Origin of the sequence: Lacticaseibacillus suilingensis, assembly GCF_016861845.1 — a bacterium.
Lineage (GTDB): Bacteria > Bacillota > Bacilli > Lactobacillales > Lactobacillaceae > Lacticaseibacillus > Lacticaseibacillus suilingensis.
Map to the genome: position 1 here is coordinate 86,240 of NZ_BOLV01000004.1, position 19,862 is coordinate 106,101.

At 53.2% G+C, this 19,862-nt stretch carries 8 protein-coding genes; 7 read left to right on the forward strand and 1 reads right to left on the reverse strand.

What is annotated here, in order from left to right:
• Positions 1-10 precede the first annotated feature (10 nt).
• The 3 genes from JUF11_RS03700 (at position 11) to JUF11_RS03710 (ending at position 12,389) form a co-directional block, all read left to right on the forward strand.
• Entirely contained in the window at positions 11-1,714 is a 1,704-nt protein-coding gene (locus tag JUF11_RS03700) for a DUF262 domain-containing protein (RefSeq protein WP_204118386.1), read from the forward strand.
• Between the two features lie 525 nt (positions 1,715-2,239).
• On the forward strand, positions 2,240-7,948 hold the full coding sequence (locus tag JUF11_RS03705) for a S8 family serine peptidase (protein WP_204118387.1): 5,709 nt from the start codon (positions 2,240-2,242) through the stop codon (positions 7,946-7,948).
• The gene (locus tag JUF11_RS03710; protein ID WP_204118388.1) at positions 7,935-12,389 is read left to right on the forward strand and encodes a leucine-rich repeat domain-containing protein; all 4,455 of its coding nucleotides are present in this window, start codon (positions 7,935-7,937) and stop codon (positions 12,387-12,389) included. The genes JUF11_RS03705 and JUF11_RS03710 overlap by 14 nt, the downstream gene beginning before the upstream one ends.
• Positions 12,390-12,476: 87 nt before the next feature.
• Here the strand turns inward: JUF11_RS03710 and JUF11_RS03715 are convergent, their stop codons facing one another.
• Positions 12,477-12,692: a DUF3955 domain-containing protein gene (locus tag JUF11_RS03715; protein WP_204118389.1), complete on the reverse strand. Its 216-nt coding sequence runs from the start codon at positions 12,690-12,692 to the stop codon at positions 12,477-12,479.
• A gap of 351 nt (positions 12,693-13,043) precedes the next feature.
• Between JUF11_RS03715 and JUF11_RS03720 the strand changes: the two genes are divergently transcribed.
• The 4 genes from JUF11_RS03720 to JUF11_RS03735 all read left to right on the forward strand — a co-directional run bounded on the left by JUF11_RS03720 (position 13,044) and on the right by JUF11_RS03735 (position 19,858).
• The gene (locus JUF11_RS03720; RefSeq protein ID WP_204118390.1) at positions 13,044-14,303 is read left to right on the forward strand and encodes a substrate-binding domain-containing protein; all 1,260 of its coding nucleotides are present in this window, start codon (positions 13,044-13,046) and stop codon (positions 14,301-14,303) included.
• 129 nt (positions 14,304-14,432) lie between these two features.
• A complete protein-coding gene (locus JUF11_RS03725) occupies positions 14,433-15,971 on the forward strand; it encodes a sugar ABC transporter ATP-binding protein (RefSeq protein ID WP_204118391.1) in 1,539 nt (512 codons plus the stop codon).
• Between the two features lie 16 nt (positions 15,972-15,987).
• Positions 15,988-17,640, forward strand: coding sequence for a galactose/methyl galactoside ABC transporter permease MglC (locus JUF11_RS03730; RefSeq protein WP_204118392.1), 1,653 nt, complete (start codon positions 15,988-15,990; stop codon positions 17,638-17,640).
• 610 nt (positions 17,641-18,250) lie between these two features.
• Positions 18,251-19,858 (forward strand): response regulator transcription factor, encoded by a 1,608-nt coding sequence (locus tag JUF11_RS03735; protein WP_204118393.1) that lies wholly within the window; start codon positions 18,251-18,253, stop codon positions 19,856-19,858.
• Positions 19,859-19,862: the final 4 nt, after the last annotated feature.

Below are 19,862 nucleotides of genomic sequence, written 5' to 3' on the forward strand. Positions count from 1 at the left end.
GCGATAATTCATGAGTTTAGTAGACATCCCAGAACCATCACGTTTTAGAATCGGCAATCTGTTTCAGGATAATAATTTCATTGTCCCGCAGTATCAGCGTAATTTTGCTTGGGAAGACAACGAGATCGATGATTTTTGGAATGATTTGGTGGAATTGGCAGACGGTCGGCGCAACAGCCATTTCTTTGGTCAGATTGTGACCTTCAAAAATCCCGATGGCAATCAAGAGTTGATCGATGGCCAACAGCGTTTGACTTCCAGCTCAATTTTGCTGGCGGTAATGCGAGATATTGCTTCTGAGGCCTACAAGCACAATCGTGATGATATGTCCCCAGATTCTGGGGATGTGTTGCGTGATGTACAACGCGATGTCCGTAAATTTTTGCGGGGAGAAGAAGACAGTCAACCTTCCCTTATGCTGCAACGTGGCAACCAGGATAAAGAAGGCAGGGATGCTAACGCGTTCTTTGCCACGCTGATTCATGGCGGCCCTGATCATGCGTACACGGAACCAACCAAAAATATGGTTGCAGCGTACAAATATTTCCAGAGGCATATTACAAGTTCTATTAATACCTCTAAGACTTGGGCGGGGCGCGTAGATCGGCTGAGTCAGTTGTTTAAAGCCTTCGTTGACAATTTCTATGTAGTGATGATTTCAGCACCGTCGCAGCGCGATGCCTTTATCATCTTTGAAACGCTGAACAGCCGGGGTAAAGATCTAAAGGCCTCAGATATCATCAAAAATCATCTGATGTATCTTTCCGGAGGCGAAATCGAAGAAGCTAATCAAAAATGGAACGCAGTCTCCCATGAGCTGAAAGATGATAGTGATCGCATTACGCACTTCATCCGAACTTATTGGGCGGCGCGGCAGCGACTGGTGGTTGAATCGCATCTCTATCGTTCATTGAGTCAAGAACTGACCAATGGGGCTAAAGGCAATGAATTTCTAGATGATTTAGAACAGCTTGTGGACCTTTATACGATGCTAGAAGGGGCCCCGCTGAACAAACTACAAAACTTTTTCCAAAACGAGGCCTTGGCTGAGCAAATTGATATCCTGTCACGACTGCGCGTCAAGTTGTTTTACCCCATTGTTCTTGCCTTGGCAAAACGTGGCTTTTCACGGTCTGACATGGTCATTGTTATGCAGAAAGTGATTTCCATTTTCATTCGCCATCGTACGATTATGAATGATGGTACTAACAGCCTTGAGACTGGTTTTGCCGTGATTGCCGAAGATATTTGGAATGGGAAGCTCAATTCCGTCAGCGCCATTAATGAGGCTATGACTGAGCGGCTAATGAAGCCAGATGCCCAAGTGAAGGGTGCATTCCTAAACCTGACCAAAGATGGTGGCCTGCGGGGACCAAAGAAGTGGACCTTGGTTTACCTGTTGGTTCAACTGTATGATGAAGAATTAGAAGAAAAAGCTTTTACGGATGATGACTTCCAACTGGTTCATGTCGGTGAAACGTCAGTCAGCCCGACCATGCTTAACTATATCGGCAATTGGACGCTACTTGAAAAGGGCCTAGTGTCTGATTATGAGAAGGCCGTGGGGGATAACCTAACGCGGTCGCGGTTGTTGAATCGGTCATTTATCACGGTTAACCATGAACTCGCCAATGACGTCGAGCAAGGCTGGAATGATCAAAAACTGGCAGCACGTCAGGCCGCATTTGCGTCAGAGTCTCTTGTGATTTGGTAGTTTTTTGAAATGGCAGTGTATAACACCGATCGTCGTCTTCTACTGACATGTAGAAGGCGATTTTTTTGTTTTCAGTCTGCCGCTTCGATATTTTTCGAAGAAACCCAGCCGGGCAATATCACCCAGATGGAGTTAATGGCCTTCTTTTCTGACAATTGAAATATTTTTGAAATATTTCCTTTCCCGTTATAAATGCCGCTTTTTCCCATTTTTGAAAGCTTTAAATGAAAACAAGCCGTTCCCCACTTTTCCCGAAAAAGTACAATTTAGATTAGAATAATATGAGAAATATCGTTATATAAACGAGTTATATTAAAAATATACCCATATTGTACTCATCAAATTCACAGTATATAATCCCTGACATGTATTATCCGAGGCATCCCTTGGGTAAGAATGAATGATTTTGCACAACGTATTTGGTTGAGAGGAGATGGCACTGCCAAAGCTACGCCAACAGAATTGGGGTACAGGAGCATGACGCGGCCGTGGGGGCCCGTCAATGGAAACTAGGGGGTTATTTATTTGAATCAAAGCAAACGCAAACATAAGGTCGAGCACCTGCTGCTGCTGTCGACGCTGATCTTGGGGTTCAGCGCGCAGGCAGTGGCGGATGCCCAGGCCGTTCAGGCGGCCATCACCGCTAGTGCACCGCAAACGACGGTGACGCAAGCCAGCAACCTGAAGACGCCAACCAAAGATGACCATGGCGTCTTCAAGATCAATAGTCAGCAGACTTTGGCCGACGCCGTGCGCGCCGAAAGCAAAGCCGCCGCTGACGCCGGCAATGCGCTGGTGTGGACCAAGATCAAGGCCCAGCTGGAAGCCAAGGGCATCGACACCAGCGATTTGAAGCTCGGCGATACCAAAAACGAAACCGTCCGGGTCGTAGTGAACACCACCGGGAAGGCCGGGGTGGACACGGTCAAAAGCGATGACCCGACCTACCAGGAAGCCGACGCCGCCGAAGATAAGGCGCTCGCCGCGCAGGCCGATACCACCAAGGCGGCCGAAAAGCTGACTGGCAACAAGGTCGAGGAAGAATTCGGCTACCTGGTCAAAGGCTTCTCCATTGATGCCAAGGTGTCTGACCTCAGCAAGCTGGAAGCCCTCGATGGCGTGAAGTCCATCGAAGTCAGCTCCGTGCAAACGCCGCAAGACATCTCTGCTGATAAAACCGTGCATGCGGTCCAAGCCTGGGAGCAGCAGAACGTCAAAGGCGAAGGCATGGCCGTGGCCATCATTGATAGTGGGATGGATCCGACCCATAAGGACTTCCGCCTGAGCGATGATTCCACCGCTAAGATTTCGAAGGCAGACGCGGAAGCAAAAATCGCCGACTTCGGTTATGGGAAATATGAAAGCGCCAAGGTGCCTTTTGCCCATAACTACGCGGATGGCAACGACGAGGAAGTCTACGATACCACCGGCGAAATGCACGGCCAGCACGTGGCCGGGATTGTCGGCGCGAATGGTGAAAATCCGGACAACGTGACCTCGGTCGTCGGCGTCGCCCCAGAAGCGCAGCTGCTAGATATGAAGGTCTTCAACAACATGGGCACCGGTGTGTTCTCTGACGTCATCGTGCAAGCCATTGAAGACTCGGTCAAGCTGGGCGCCGATGTCATGAACATGTCCTTCGGCTCTGACAACGCGAATGCCAACATCAGCGATGTCGAAAATGATGCGATTGCCTCTGCCGCCGATGAAGGGGTGGTGGCGGTCATCGCCGCTGGGAACTCAGGGAACTCCACTGGCCGCGCGGCAGGACCCATCGCGAACTTCAACGCCTTGGATGATGGGTTGATGTCCACGCCTGGGATTTCCGAAGATGCCATTACTGTGGCGTCCTCTGATAACACGACCTGGACGTCATACGGCACCAGCATCACCCATGCCAGCGATGGCAGCAATCCTTTTGGCAAAGCCATCAGCGTGGAACCGAACAGTGATCTGGTATCAGCGACTGAGACGCTTGGCCATTTTCCCACCGCGCAGATGGTCGCGGTGCCGAATGAAAGCGGCTATGAGGACGTGGTGGCTGGCTTAGGGGCCGGCGCCGATGCCGATTATAAGAACGTTAACGTGGAAGGCAAAATTGCCGTCGTTTCGCGGGGCGGGAATAGTGAAGTCAACTTTGCCGCCAAGAAAACCGCGGCGGCCGCGCATGGCGCCGTGGGGTTGATCGTCATCAACAACTCCGGCGTAGGGGACGGCGAAGCGGGACTGGCCACCGGGCTGCCAACGATTTTCACTAACATGGCTGATGGGCAGAAGTTGGTTGAGGACTTGAAGGCGCACCCGAATGAGTTCTACAAGTTCAGTACCTTCGCGCCGACCATCGCTACCAAAGCAACCGGCAACCAAATGTCCTACTTCACCACCTGGGGTCCGAACACGGACCTGGCGTTGAAGCCGGATATCACCGCGCCTGGGGGCCATTTGTGGTCAACGGCCAACGATAATGGCTACCAGGATATGTCTGGGACCTCAATGGCCACACCAGTCACCGCCGGCTCCACCGCGCTGGTGATGCAAGGGCAAAAGGCGAACGGGGTATCAGTCGACAAACGCGATCGCGTCACCGCGGCGAAACTGGCGATGATGAATACCTCGGTGCCGATTTTGGATCAGGCGCACAACAACACACCTTACTCACCGCGGCGCCAAGGTTCTGGCTTGGTACAAATCAGCGAGGCCTTGAAGTCCACGGTCAGCATGACGGTGAAAGGCAAAGGCGCCGCTTCGCTGAAGGAAATCGATAACAAGGCAACCTTCACCATTAAACTGAAAAACAACGGCCAATCGGATGTCGCTTATAACTTCAACGATTTCGGTGGCGTCTACACCAAGGCCACCGATGACGATAAGAACATCTACGACAAGCATGTGGCCGGCTCAACCTTAACCGCCGATCAGGACGAATTCGTGCTGCAAGCCGGCGACACCAAGGAAATCAAAGTCACCTTAACGCTGCCAACGGGCTTCCATAAGTCCCAGTGGGCGGAAGGCTTTGTGGGCTTCAAGAGCAACACTGCCGGCAGTCCGGATCTGTCCATGGCTTTCTTGGGCTTCTATGGCAACTGGGACAGCGCGCAGAAGATTTTTGATGGCATTCAGAACACGCGTAAGTCGATTTATCCGCTCGAGACGGCTTACACCATGGAGCATGGCAACATGCTCCTGGACAACAATAAGTCAATTCTTGGCTGGGTTTGGGACAGTGCGATCGACGAAAAGAGCTCGAGTCTAGAGGGTAATTCGTGGTACGACCCGAATTATGTGGCCATTTCACCGAACGGGGATGGCACGCAAAATACCGCCACGCCGTATGTTTCCTTGAACCGCAATGCGAAGAAGGTTGAAGGCACCATTTTGGATGCAGAGGGCAATGTGGTGCAAACCGTGGGGGCGGCGCTGAATGGCTCGAAGAGTTACATCTCTGGCCACGGCGATCACATCACCACCAGCTTGTACTTGAACGATGATCATCTGATTTTCACTGGGAAAACTTACGACCCAACTACCGGTCAGGAAGAAACCCTCCCAGATGGGCAGTACACCTACCGGCTGACCGCCAATCTCGATTCCGATGACGGCGATACCGAATCGCAAAGTATCGACCTGCCGATTAAGGTGGATACCACTGCGCCTGAGTTCAGCAATGTGCAGTTGGTCAAAAACGCTGATGGTAAGTGGCATGTGACCGGGACAGTGACCGACGCCACCGCCGGCCTCTCGCCGCTGTCACCGATTGCGGTTTCGATTAACGGTTTTGCGATTACGGCCAAGTTGGACACCAGCATCTCCGCAGCCAAGGACTTCAATACGGTTGAAGACTTCAACCGGGCCGTTCAAAACACTTACCAGTTTGATACGGACATCAGCGACATCGCCGACTATATCAAGAACGGGACCAACAATGTTCAGGTTGCGGCCATCGATAATGCCGGGAATGCCGGCACTGGCGAAACCAAAGCCACGGTTGATGTGGCAACGAACTCCAACAGTTTGGTGCTGTTCAACGTCTACGACGGCGAAACCACGGATGACACGGATAGTTACTACAACAAAGACGACAAGACCTACACTATTTACGGGAATTACAAGAACGATTTCTACATCAATGGTGAGGCCGTCAAAGTCGATGACGAGGGCAATTTTGAAGCGCATGTAACGATGCATGATGCGCTTGACAAGCTGGTCTTCAGCCAGGATGCCAAGCAGAACATTGTGATCAAAACCATGAAGTTCGGCTTCGCCCAGCAACCAGTCGTCACGCTGGATCAACCAGCTGGCGGCTCTTGGTACGACTTGGTGGATGGTACCCAAATCTGGGGCGTGAACAATACCGCAGCGACTTTCAACATGACTGGGAGCATTTCCGGTAGCCCAACTGACGTGGTGGCTTACGGACAAAACGTTGACGGTTCCACTTATGACGCCACTAGCTACAACTTGGATCAAGTGACCAAAAAGTTTGTGGCCACTTTTGCGATGATTAGCGGCAGTCATGCGCATGAAGGGGAAAATGTCCTGAGTGCCCAGGCCTACACGTCTATCGATGGCGTCGGTGAAGTCGATGGGCCGCAAGCCTTGATGCTCGTGCTGCAAACCGATCAAACTTACCTCTCGTTTGACAATGTGTTCCAAGGCTCGACGATTAATATTTCCAAGGATAACGAGAAAGAAATCAACTACGACGAAGCGACCCAAACCCTAACGATTACCGGGGTGGCAGGGAACCAATACACCGCGGTGGAAGATTTCAAGATTTTGGGCCATTCGATGGATCCTGACGATCCGGAAAACCAGGTCACCGTTGATCCAACGACTCACAAGTTCAGCTACAAGGTCAAAGTCAGTGCTGATCAAGTGCGTTACATCACGTATCAGTTCAAGACGCGCGATTTGCAGACTGCTGGCGCCAAGACGTCAGATGATTGGGAACGCGGCTCCTTTGGGGTCGGGGTTGATACGACCTTCCCAACGCTGGACTTTGATACCGGTGATCACTGGCAAGCTTCCGCTTCCGATGACTACGACTACGAGGTATACACCAATAAGGATAGCCTAGAACTCAAAGGTAAGTTTGGGGATAACTTGACCGGCTATACGGTCAAAATTGGTAGTGATGAAGTCTATCAAGGTGCTTGGAATCAGACCCTGTCTGCGGACTATCTCAAACGGTACCCGCAGGACAGCTACCAGGACCAGACCTTTGACAAAGAGCTGCCATTGACCGCCACCGATGATAGCGATGATTTGGTTGCTGGTAATGGTGCCTCGGATAACGTCTTTGTCATGACGGTCACCGATAACTACGGCAACAAGACCGAACGCAAGATACTGGTACACCAGAAAAAAGCTGATTTGGATGCGCCAGTGGTGACTCCAAGCACCACTGCTCTGACTAACGGCGGCGTTGATCTCACCGCGACTCAGGCTCAGGATGCCGACATTCAGTATAGTCTGGACAATGGCCAAACTTGGCATGCTTACAATGGTGCCGTTGCCAAGGCGATTGCCGGCGATATTCAGTTCAAAGCCAGCGATGAGTATGGCAATGAATCACCAGTAACGACCTACACCGTTAAAAACATCGTCAATCAGATTGCCGCTCAGCCAACCGCACAGTTAAGTGACTTCAGCGCCGACACCAAGGCGGTGACGGTCACGCTTGGGTACGACAAGGACCTGACCGAGGCGCAAAAGGCCTATACCCATCTGCGTTACAGTCTGGATGATGGGGCGACCTGGCTTGATTACACGGCACCATTTGCCGTTGATCAAACGACCAAGGTGCTGGTTCAAAGCTATGATGATGCCGGCAATGAATCCGATGAGATTACGGCGACCGTTGTAATTCCTGAGGCCCAACCGGAGGATGAACAAACGCAGACTAAGGACGATGACGCTGACCAAACCAAGAACGACACCGGTAACACCGCCGGGGTCGATCAGGACGCCGATGACCAAAGCAATAACCAGGGTCAGGGCCAAGACAATGGCCTTGGCCAAGCGGGCAAACGTAAGGCGCGCACCCACCGGGGTAGTGGGGTGACGAGTAGTACCACCAGCACCAAGCAGCAGGCCCGCGGGAGCCGGAAGGGCACATTGCCTAGCACCGGTGAACAAGTGGCCAACAACACATTGACAGGGCTCCTCATCACTTTGCTGAGTGGACTCGGATTGATTTATGTTGGGGGTAAAAAACGCAATGAAGAAAAATAAACGATTAAGGGTCTTACTTTATAGCACGGCACTGCTGGCGAGTTTTTCGCTGGCGACTTTCACCCAGCCCCAGGCACCAGTGTTCGCAGACGGCGTCACCGAAGGCAATGGGCTCTATTCGACGGACACTTATACGAACTATGAGCCGGTTGATTTTACGAAAGCCAATTTTCCTGACCAAGGGCTGCGGGATTTTCTAACCACGCTGGCTTACAAAACCGACCCTGATTGGGATGGCAAGCAACTGACGTCCGATATGTTAAACGCCGCCCAGTCCATCACGGCGCTCGATCCTAGTGATCCGATCAAGGACCTCACCGGGCTCGAATTATTGCCGAATTTGTACAATCTGTCTTTGGGGGCGGGGTCAGAAGTGACCGACTTCAGCCTGTTGCCGAAGCTGACCACGTTGAAATTACTTAACTTGAAAGGCATTAAATTGGATCACATTGGACCCAATGACTTGCATTCTGATTCAGTGATTTCCTTGAGCCTGGGTGATGACACGTACACCAATGCCAAAACCACGCTGCAATCCGTCGAGCTGGATGGCAACTTCCCGAACCTTGAAAAGCTGAGCGTCAAAGATAGCGATACAGTCACCAAGGTTTCAGTGAAGAATCTGCCAGCTTTGGAAGAATTTCGGCCGACCAACCTGCCGAATCTCACCGAGGCTACCGTGGCTAATTTGCCGGCGTTGACCACGCTGAGTTACTACAAAGACAGCTCGTTGGCCCAGCTGAACGCCAGTGGCGTCGACAATCTGAATTATTTGGCGGTTGACTATGCCGCGTTCAAAACCTTTGATTTGACGCCGTTTCCAAATCTTCGCGATTTCAGTGCTGGCCATAACCAGCTGAGCACGCTCGATCTTACTGGGCATAACTTGGCCACGCTGGATCTGTCATATAACCAATTCTCGGGCATCGACTTGGCTGGTCAGACCAACCTATCGACGTTGTATTTGAATGACAACGCGTTGACCGACATTGACTTGGCGGACAAGCCGCTGCTCAATACCGTCGATTTGTCGCGGAACCAATTAACCAGCTTTAGTGCGCCTGATTCCATTGGGGATGATGTTCACTTTGACGACCTGGACGAAGATGCTGTTTACACCAAAGGCCTGAGTGGGCTGCTGCTAAGTGGCAATCAGCTCACCAGCTTCGATGCGTCGGTCTATCCGCAGCTGACCCAGCTCGACTTGTCAGATAATAAGCTGACCAGCTTCACGCCGAATAGCAACCTCGCGACGCTTAATCTCACCAACAACAAGTTGGGCGGGGTGTTGAACATCGATGGCGCCAGCTATCTGGTCAGTCTGTCGGCTAGCGGCAATGCGTTCACCTACATTTCTAATTCAGTGCCTGATTTGTCCATCATCTCCGACTATGTGTGGCAGTATGATGCCAAGGAGCATGTGCGCGCCAACACCTATGAAGTGGATGGCCACTGGTACGTGAACGTGCGCGCCTTAATTGGTGACGCTGATGCCACCGATGAAAAGGCGCAAGATGACTTAGCCTATGTGCATGTGGACACCAAGCATTGGTTGCTGCGTGACGATGGCACGGCAATTTATACCGGCGAGGGGCGGCCAACTGCCTTTGACTATGATGGGATGGTTTCCCACATGGCCTGGACCACCGCTTCGGCGACGCAGTTCAAAGCGGATTACCATGTATCGGCGGCGTTGACGCCGGCCTCGGATATTCCCGTCAATGTGACCTTTAAAACTGCTGATAGCGATGAAGGCACCGTGGCCGCAACCGTGAAGGCCAAAGCGGGCCAGTTGCTTGATCCCAGTCAGGTGCCAACGCCGGAAGCCAAGGCGGGCTACAAGTTCGATCACTGGCAGGATCAAGACAATAATGTGATTGATTTTGACCTGTACCGCCCAACCGGGAACGGAACGGTTTACGCCATTTTCACTGAAGATGATGGTCAAACCGCGACGCCAGTGAAGTTGACCTTCACTTCCGCGGATGAAACCCAAGGTACCGTGGCGAAAACGGTGACTGCCAACGCTGGCCAAGCCTTCAACGCCGCGAAAGTGCCAACACCGACACCGGCGGAAGGGTTTGCCTTCGATCACTGGGAAGATGCTGCCGGCCAGCCGGTTGACTTCAGCACCTTCACGCCAAGCGGTGACGCGACCTTTAAGGCGGTCTTCGTTGCTCGCGATGCAGATGCCGTAGCTGGGGAAAAGGCCGGGGCCGCTGATGGCACCGCCGGCAAGGACGCCACTGACAATGCCGCGCAATCTGATGCCTACCAGGCCGCATACACGGCGGCTTACACTAAGGCGAAGGCGGCCTATGATGCCGATTTTGCCACCGGTGAAGCCATTGGCGCTGCTGATGCCGGCGACAACTTAGATGCCGCCGATGTGACCAGCCAAGGCGCCGCCTACCAAGCCGGCTATGCCCAAGGCTATGCCGAAACCAAGCGTGGGGCCAATCGCGGCTATAATGGCAATCAAAGCTTTTCGGTCAAATTCGAATCCGCGGAGCCAGAGGCCTCTAATCTGGATATTACCTTGCTCGTAAAACAGGGGAGTTTGCTGACTGGTTCGTATGATAATTACCGTTATTCCCAGGTGAACAAAGGCTATACCTTCGATCACTGGGAAGATGATCAAGGCAACGTCATTGAGTTGGCCACTTATCAAGTGACCCGCAGCCAGACCATCTACGCCTTTTATCAGTCGGTCGATTTATCTGGCGAAGAAGGCACGGCGGCTGGTAAAGCCGACGGTGAAGCCGGCAAGCCGCAAGCGGACAACAGCAAGGAGTCGCCGGAGTACCGCGCCGCTTATGCCACCGCTTATGCGGCTGGGCATGCGGTTTACCAAGCGGCTTACGATCAAGGCGAAGCCGATGGCCTTGCCGATGGGGTCGGTAATTACGACTATGCCGATACGACGATGGAATCTGATCCTTACCAAAAGGGTTACACCTACGGCTACGATCAAGGCGAGGCGCAGCGGCTTGGCATCACCAGTGCTGAAGACGCCGGCACCGCCGCCGGGAAAGCAGATGCTGCGGCTGGCAACGAGGCTGCGGATAATAGCGACCAATCGGAAACTTACCAAGATTATTACACTGCCGCCTATAATGCTGGCAAGGAGGTCTTTGATCAGGATGTGGCTGCTGGTAAATCCGATGGAACTTACGATGCGACCTGGAACCAGTTCACCCGTGATTTAACCGGCAAAACAGTCGGTTATCAGCAAGGCTACACGGCAGCCTATGAAGGGTTAATGGCAGAGTATGATGCCGGCGTAGAGGCAGCGAAGGCTGATATTGCCGCTGGCAATCAACCAGCTGATAACAAGAGCCAGTCGAAGCTTTATCAAACTGGCTATGATGTCACCTACGAATTCCCAGCTGATTCGACTCTGCCGGCGAATATCCAGGAAGCACAGCAGACAGGGTTTGATGATGGTCTCAACGGACGCGGCTCATATGCTGGGGATGACGCCACCGCAGAAGAAAAAGCGGCTTACAAGCAGGCGTATGCCCTGGGCAATGCGCGCTACGAAGCACAGCGCAGCATTGGCCAACAAGATGCGAGTGAAGATGCCGCTGATGGCATGGTGGCCATGGACCTCACCGGGACTTCGGCTGGCTACGCGGCTGGCTATCAGGACCTGTATAGTAGCTCCTTTAACGCCGAACGTGGCGACCTGCTGGCTGCAGCCTCACGGGCGGTTGCAGATCGTGATAACGGGAAGTCACACGCTGACAACAGCGACGATAGCGCGTTCTATCAGCAGTTGTACGATTACTTCTATAACAGTGAAGAAAATGATGACGACTATACCGACGAGCAGCTTTTGGCCATAGTCGGCTTCCCAATTGCGAATGATGGCTCGAATTACTCCGGACCAGCACTGACGACGACAGAGCCAACGGAGAATACAGAGCAAACGAACACGCCAGTAACAACGGATCCAAGTAATCCAAGCGAATCCAGTTCCTCGAGTTCTTCAAGTTCATCGAGTTCATCGAGTTCATCAAGTTCTTCAAGTTCGTCAAGCTCATCGAGTTCATCAAGTCCAGCGAGTGCTTCAAGTGCATCAAGTGCTTCGAGTGACCCGAGTGTCGCCAGCGAGCCAAGCGAACCAGCGGAATCAACTAATCCCATCACTGCCGGGGATCCAGCTATCACGGCCGACAGTGACAACAATGACCAGGCTGACGCAACTGGCACTGATAGTCAGCCAGCGGCAATGGACGAGGACACTGACAGTTCAGATCCTGCGGCCGATGATGCCACCACCGATCAAAGTAGTGATGGCAAGCAGACGGTTTCGACCGACAACTTGCCTGAAACCGGGGAACAGCGCGCACAAGGCGTGGTTGCTGCCGGGTTGGCAATGCTCGCGGCCATCGCCGGGTTCTTCGGCTTCGATCTCCTGCGCAAGCGGCAACACTAGCACCATGCTTCATTGAATAACGAACTCCCTAGTTCAAACTAATCCAAAAATCCGTTCATCACGCGATTGTGATGGACGGATTTTTCGTTAGGCGTGATGGCGGGTGCCGAATGAAATCAAAAGACTGACGGCGCCGCTAAAGAGTCCGGCATAGCCGAGGATGACCAGATAAAACGGCTCGTGGAGCATGCCACTGGCATCGAGGTAGGCTGGGTTGAAAACCCGAGCCACAAAGCAGACCAGGCCAGCAAAGATCAGCAAGAGTCCCAGGCGCAGGCTCCAGCGATGAACAGTTGTTTTCATCTTCATGACCTCCTTGTTTCGCCAGTATAGCAGGGCTGGCGGCAAATGACGTGGTGGTTAACCTAATTTTAGGTTTTACTAACGCGCGCGGCCGCCTTAAATAGTTGGCGGTCAGCGGCGCCAAACACTGTGATGACGGGCTGCAAACCACGGCGTCACCAAGCTTTCAGCAGGTTGGCAGGGGACGTTGAGCGAGAAGCGGTCATTTGCCTATCAGGCAATATAAACTTTTTTAGTAAAAAATTTTCAATGTTAACCCAATAATATTCTATGGTGTGAACTAACCCACCACGGTAAACTGAACTCAAGTAAGCGCATTCATTGTTGCTAGTGTAAGGGAGGACTTATACCATGAAGAAACAGAAGTTGTTAGGTACTTTGGGATTAGTTTTGGGGGCAACATTGCTGCTGGCAGCCTGCGGATCCAAATCCAGCGATGGCGGCAAGACTGTGGCCAACAAAGACAAACCAGTCGTTTGGTACAACCGCCAGCCTTCTAACAGTACGAACGGGAAGCTGGACATGAACGCCTTGAAGTTCAACAAAGATACTTACTATGTTGGGTTTGACGCCAACCAAGGGGCCAAAGTTCAAGGGGAAATGATCAAGACTTACATCGAAAAGAACATCGCCACCATCGACCGCAACCATGACGGCGTGATCGGCTACGTGCTGGCCATCGGGGACGTTGGCCATAACGACTCCATCGCCCGGACGCGTGGGGTCCGGACCGCTTTGGGTACCGGCGTGAAGAAAGGCGACGCGGTTAACTCCGCCCCAGCCGGCATGAACTCAGACGGCAAGTCCAAGATTGTTCAGGACAGCAAGCTGACCATTGGCGGTAAGGAATACACCATCCGCGAATTGGCTTCCCAAGAAATGAAGAACAACTCAGGCGCAACCTGGGATGCTGCGACTGCCGGGAACGCAATCGGCACCTGGTCTTCAAGCCTCGGCAACCAAATCGATGTCATCGCTTCAAACAACGACGGCATGGGCATGGCGATGTTCAGTGCTTGGTCCAAGGAAAACAAAGTACCAACCTTCGGCTACGATGCTAACTCTGATGCCGTTGCGGCGATTGCAGAAGGCTACGGCGGCACGGTTAGCCAGCACGCTGACGTGCAAGCTTACCTGACCCTGCGCGTTCTGCGCAACGCTTTGGACGGCGCAAAGAAAGGCGCCGGGATCGACACCAAAGACAGCGCCGGCAACGTTTTGGCCAAGGACACGTATGTTTACAAAGCAAGCGATCGTTCTTACTACGCGATGAACGTTTCCGTTACTGCTGAAAACTACAAGGACTTCACCGACTCCACCAAGCTTTACGAAGGGGCTTCGCATCAACTCAGCAAGTCCAAGGCGCCTGAAAAGAAGGTATGGCTGGATATCTACAACTCCTCCGATAACTTCCTGGGCTCCACTTACCAACCACTGCTGAAGAAGTATGCCAAGCTGATGAACTTGAAGGTTGAATTCATCGGCGGCGACGGCCAAACCGAATCCAACATCACCAACCGTTTGGGCAACCCAAGCGAATACGATGCATTTGCCATCAACATGGTAAAGACGGACAACGGGTCCTCGTACACCTCGATCCTCAGCCGCTAATTAACCGCCTCGTTTGAACGCAGCTCCAGAGATAAGGGATCGCCGAAAATGTCTTCTCGAGTTTCGGAGTCGTCTCTTACCGCTGGAGTTGCTTTTTAAAAAGCGAAGGCGCTGGAAGGAAGCGATAGCATGCAGGAAGCTACAGCAACAAAACCAACTAAAGAAACGCAGGCGCCAGATGTCGTGCTCTCGATTCGCGGGCTGAGCAAGTCATTTGGCCGCAACCGGGTGCTTGATCACATTGATATGGATGTGAAGCGCGGGTCGGTCATGGGCCTCATGGGCGAAAATGGCGCCGGCAAATCGACGATGATGAAATGCCTCTTTGGGATCAAAACCAAAGACGAAGGCGAATTCTTCCTGGATGGGAAGGAAGTGGCCTTTAGCGGGCCGAAAGATGCCTTGGAAAATGGGATTGCCATGGTGCACCAGGAATTGAACCAGGCGCTGGATCGTAGCGTCGTGGATAACCTGTTCCTTGGCCGCTACCCGGTGAATTCCTTAGGCGTGGTGAATGAAGCACAAATGCGCCGTGAAGCCTCGGAACTGTTCCGGCGCTTGGGGATGACGCCGAACCTGACCCAACCGATGCGCAAAATGTCTGTATCCCAGCGGCAAATGTGCGAAATTGCCAAGGCGATTTCGTACAACGCCAAAGTGATTGTGCTGGATGAGCCGACCAGTTCGCTGATGGCGCAAGAAGTGGACAAGCTCTTTGAAATGGTGCGCATGTTGCGGGATCAGGGCATTTCCTTGATTTTCATTTCCCACAAAATGGATGAAGTCTTTGAAATCTGTGATGAGGTTTCGGTGCTGCGCGATGGCCACTTGGTGATGACCAAGCCGACCAAAGACACGAACATGAACGAGCTGATCACCGCCATGGTTGGCCGGCCGCTGGACAACCGCTTCCCACCGGTGGATAACACCGTCGGCAAAACAACGCTGTCTGTGCGCCACTTGTCCACCAAGTTCGAACCGCACTTGCAGGACATCACCTTCGATGTTGGCAAAGGCGAAATCTTCGGCTTGTATGGCCTAGTCGGCGCCGGCCGAACCGAATTGCTGGAAACGATTTTCGGCGTGCGGACTCGGGCTGCTGGGCGCGTTTACTTCAACGACAAGCTCAGCAACTTCAACTCACCGAAAGAAGCGATGGAACATGGCTTTGCGCTGATTACGGAAGAGCGGAAGGCGAACGGGCTGTTTTTGAAAGGCAGTTTGACCTTTAACACCACCATCACCAACCTGCCATCGTACCGGCGCGGGGTGGCGCTGTCCAATCCGAAGATGCACAAGGCCACGATGAAAGAAATCAAGGTCATGAATACCAAGACCATGGGCCCAGATGAGCTGATTGCCAGCCTGTCTGGGGGGAACCAGCAAAAGGTCATCATTGGGAAATGGCTCGAACGGGCGCCACAATTATTCATGATGGATGAACCGACTCGGGGGATTGACGTCGGGGCGAAGTATGAAATCTATGAATTGATCATCAAAATGGCCAAGCAAGGCGCCACCATCATCGTGGTGTCTTCGGAAATGCCCGAAATCTTGGGGATTACCAATCGCATCGGCGTCATGTCCAATGGCCGCCTGAGTGGGATTGTGGAAACCAAGAAGACGAACCAAGAAGAGCTGCTGCGACTCAGCGCCAAATATCTATAGTGAAGGGGAGAACATTATGGCAGACAAAAACGAGATCTTATCCGCTGAGGCCGAAGCAAAACTGAGGCAACCAATCGACGAACACATTGGCGCCATTCAGCAGCAAATCAACGCGCTGCGCAAAGATGGGACTGACCAAGTGATCGCCCTGAACAGCCACATCGATGCGGTCAAGCGCGATAAGAGTTTGACCAAAGGCGAGCGCGACAGCTTGATTCAAGCCGACCGCACTCGCTTAGTGAAAGCCAAGGAAGTGGAAGGCAAGAACAAAGCCCAAGTGAGCGAACTGATTGGCCAGGCCGAAGCTTACCTGAAGGAACATTTCGACAAGGACTACTACCAGCCGGTTGTCGCCAGTTGCGCCGCCGAAAAAGTCGCGGCTAAGCAGGAATACGACCAGCAATTAGCAACCTTGGATCAAGAGCACAAAGCCACCGTGGCCAAGCTTTCCGACCACGCCGAAATCAAAGAAGAGAACTACATCCACAAGAACAAGCTGTTTGATGCCAAGATGACCTACCAAGTGCGCCAGCGGGCGATCAAAGACCGCAAGCACGCGGCGTTTGTTTATCAGTATCACATGCTGGACTTGCTGCGGATGTCCAAGTTCTCCTTCCAAGAAAACCTCAGCCAGCGCTGGGAAAATTACAAGTATACCTTTAACCGCCGCGATTTCTTGCTGCGCAACGGGCTGTATTTTGCCATTGTCTTTGTCTTCATCATTCTGTGTATCATTACCCCAATCATCAAAGGCACCTCGCTGTTGACCTACAACAACGTCTTGAACATTCTGCAACAAGCTTCCCCGCAGATGTTCCTAGCCCTTGGGGTGGCAGGGCTGATCTTGCTGACTGGGACTGACTTGTCCATCGGGCGTATGGTCGGGATGGGCATGACTGCCGCCACCATCATCATGCACCAAGGCATCAACACTGGCTCGGTGTTCGGCCATGTCTTCGACTTTTCGAAGATGGGCCTCTGGCCGCGGGTCATCCTGGCTTTGGTAGTCTGCATCGTGCTTTGTACCGTGTTCACCACGATTGCCGGGTTCTTTACCGCCAAGTTCATGATGCACCCCTTCATTTCCACCATGGCTAACACGCTGATTATCTTCGGGTTGGTCACCTACGCGACGAAAGGGGTATCCTTCGGGGCCATCGATCCTGCCATTCCTAGCATGATCATTCCTAACGTCGGCGGGTTCCCATCCATCATTTTGTGGGCGATTGTCGCCATCATCGTGACCTGGTTCGTTTGGAACAAGACGCGCTTTGGGAAGAACTTGTACGCCGTTGGTGGCAACCCTGAAGCCGCTTCGGTTTCTGGGATTTCCGTCTTCGCGGTTACCCTGGGCGCCTTCGTCTTTGCCGGTATTCTCTACGGTTTCGGCGCTTGGCTGGAATGTGCCCGCATGGTCGGGTCAGGTTCCGCCGCTTATGGCCAAGGCTGGGAAATGAACGCCATCGCAGCCTGCGTGGTCGGCGGGGTTTCCTTCACCGGTGGGATTGGTAAGATCTCCGGCGTGGTTGTCGGGGTTACGATCTTCACCGCGTTGACCTACGCCTTGACCATCCTGGGGATTGATACCAACTTGCAGTTCGTCTTCTCAGGGATCATCATCCTCGTCGCGGTTACCCTCGACTCCTTGAAGTACATGCAAAAGAAATAGGTTACCGCGTCCCTGCATCCGCCTCTAACCAGCTCCAACCGCCGCCTGACCGTTATTCGGTCGGGCGGTTTTTGGTTTGGCTGGGGAGGACGCGGGCCCGGCTGGGGCGGCGACGGGGCGTGGCGGTCCGGTTGCGGGGGACGGCTGGAGCCGAAAAGCGGTCTCCAGCCTCAAATGCGAGCCAGCATCGCGCTGCGCGCTCAACGCTGTCTCGCATTTGCCCCCAGTTAGCCCAGGAGCAGCCTGCTGCGCAGTCTCCTCGTGGGCTAACTGTTTCGCGGCTGGACCACCACGCCCCTCTGCCGCCCCAACCGGGCCCGCTCGCTAACAGTCACAATCTCGGTGGGGTGCCGATAGGGGCCATGTGCTGAGGCGCAAAGTGGCAACAAAAGCCTCTCGAGGTCAAAAAAGTTCACGGGTAAACTTCCTGCGTTTTAGTGTTCAAACGCGGCAACTGCGTGATACGAATCGCGTTAAGTTGGGCTTTCAGCCTCGTAGGCCAACCGCAAGGGCTCGCTCTTGTACTGAAGCGCTTACATGGTATACTAAAACTAGTTAATATGTAGGCCACTTTTACTAAAACATAGGCAAAAAGCGGGGAGTCGGACTCATGGGGAAGTACAGTGTACTGTTTGTCGAAAACGCGACTGAAATCGCGGCGATGCAGGACATGGTTGACTGGGAGCAATTAGGGTTTACCGTTTTAGGCGGGACCGATGATTGTAAGGCGGCGCAAGAGCAGGCCGTGCTTCATCGGCCGGATGTGGTGGTCACCGAGCTAACTTTAGGCGGCATGAGTGGGCTGACTTTGATTCAGAAAATGAAAGCGTTGCTGCCTGAGGCCAAATTTGTGATTTTAACGGATACGGCGGCGCTGGCCAGTGCCAAGGCGGCGATGCCACTTGGGGTCAGTGCTTATCTGGAGAAACCGATCAGCGCGGCTGAGTTGGGCCACACGTTTGCCCTGCTGCGGAAGCAACTCGATGCCGAAGCGGCGGCTAGTGCGAATATGCAGTCGCTGCGCCAGTATTATCAGACCTCGCTGCCGGTGATGCAGGCTAATTTTTATGCGGCCTTGATCAACGGCCGGGTGGCGGCGGAGGATTTGCCGCGGTACTTAAGCGATTATCAAATTCCGCTAAGCGGCCCCTGTTTTGCCTGCTTGCTGCTTCATACTTCGAGCACGCTGGGGCCGAGCGGGGTGGATCCGGTGCTGTTGCGGACCAGTGTGCTGCATCAGGCCAAAGCGTTTTTCGGCGCTAACTGGCAGGTGGCGATTTTTTCCTATTTGGCCAATACAGTGATTATCGTGCAGCTGTGCCGGGCGGAGGACGCACCCGGGCTGACGGATGAAGCCGACCGCTTCTGCAAAGAAGTGCGGACGACGCTCGGGGCGGTGGTGACCATCGGCGTCGGCGATGTCACGGCTGATTTACTGGACTTGCCGCAGGCGTACAAGGAAGCGCGGACGGCGGTTTCATATCGCAGTATCTACGGGGCTTCGCGGGTCATCAACCTGCAAGAAGTGGAGCCGACCACGGAAATGACGTTCTCGTCTTCCAGTGATGGCGGGTTGTCTGATTTGTTCAAGGCGATTCATGTCGGGCCAGAGGCGGCGATTGAGACCGCGGTGGATACTTACCTAGCGCGCATGAATGAAACCGCCACGAGCATTCCTGAACATACGGTAGTCACCGCCGAGATGATCGGCAGTTTGTACCGCTTTGCGGTGAATAACCATTTGCAGGTCAGCGCCTTGACTGATAATCTCAAGGGCCTGTACCTGCGGCTGCCAGAATTGTCGCCTGAGTCGCTGCGCCAGTGGCTGATGACCGTGGCGCCGGCGATGCATGAACAATTGAAGGCCGCGCGGGAAAACAGTTCCACTGCTTTGATACAAAACGCCAAGGAATACGTGCGGGTGAACTACAGCGATGAAACACTGTCGCTCAATGATGTGTGCCAGGCGTTAAGCGTGTCGAATTCGTATTTTTCTACCTTGTTCAAGCGTGAAGAAGGCCTGTCATTCATCACGTATCTGACCAATTTCCGGCTGGAGCGCGCGGCGCGGCTGCTGCTAGAAACCAATGAAAAGAGTCAGGTGATTGGGCATCTGTGCGGGTACGCCGATCCGAACTACTTCAGCTCGACGTTTAAGAAACACTTTGGCGAGTCCCCTAAGCAATATCGCAGCGGGCTGGTGGCTAATGAATCCTAAGCGA

Bases quoted from the DNA above. Each gene is read 5' to 3' on its own strand.
- JUF11_RS03720 (WP_204118390.1), top strand. From the start codon at position 13,044: ATGAAGAAACAGAAGTTGTTAGGTACTTTGGGATTAGTTTTGGGGGCA.
- JUF11_RS03710 (WP_204118388.1), top strand. From the start codon at position 7,935: ATGAAGAAAAATAAACGATTAAGGGTCTTACTTTATAGCACGGCACTG.
- JUF11_RS03725 (WP_204118391.1), top strand. From the start codon at position 14,433: ATGCAGGAAGCTACAGCAACAAAACCAACTAAAGAAACGCAGGCGCCA.
- JUF11_RS03700 (WP_204118386.1), top strand. From the start codon at position 11: ATGAGTTTAGTAGACATCCCAGAACCATCACGTTTTAGAATCGGCAAT.
- JUF11_RS03735 (WP_204118393.1), top strand. From the start codon at position 18,251: ATGGGGAAGTACAGTGTACTGTTTGTCGAAAACGCGACTGAAATCGCG.
- JUF11_RS03730 (WP_204118392.1), top strand. From the start codon at position 15,988: ATGGCAGACAAAAACGAGATCTTATCCGCTGAGGCCGAAGCAAAACTG.
- JUF11_RS03715 (WP_204118389.1), bottom strand. From the start codon at position 12,692: ATGAAAACAACTGTTCATCGCTGGAGCCTGCGCCTGGGACTCTTGCTG.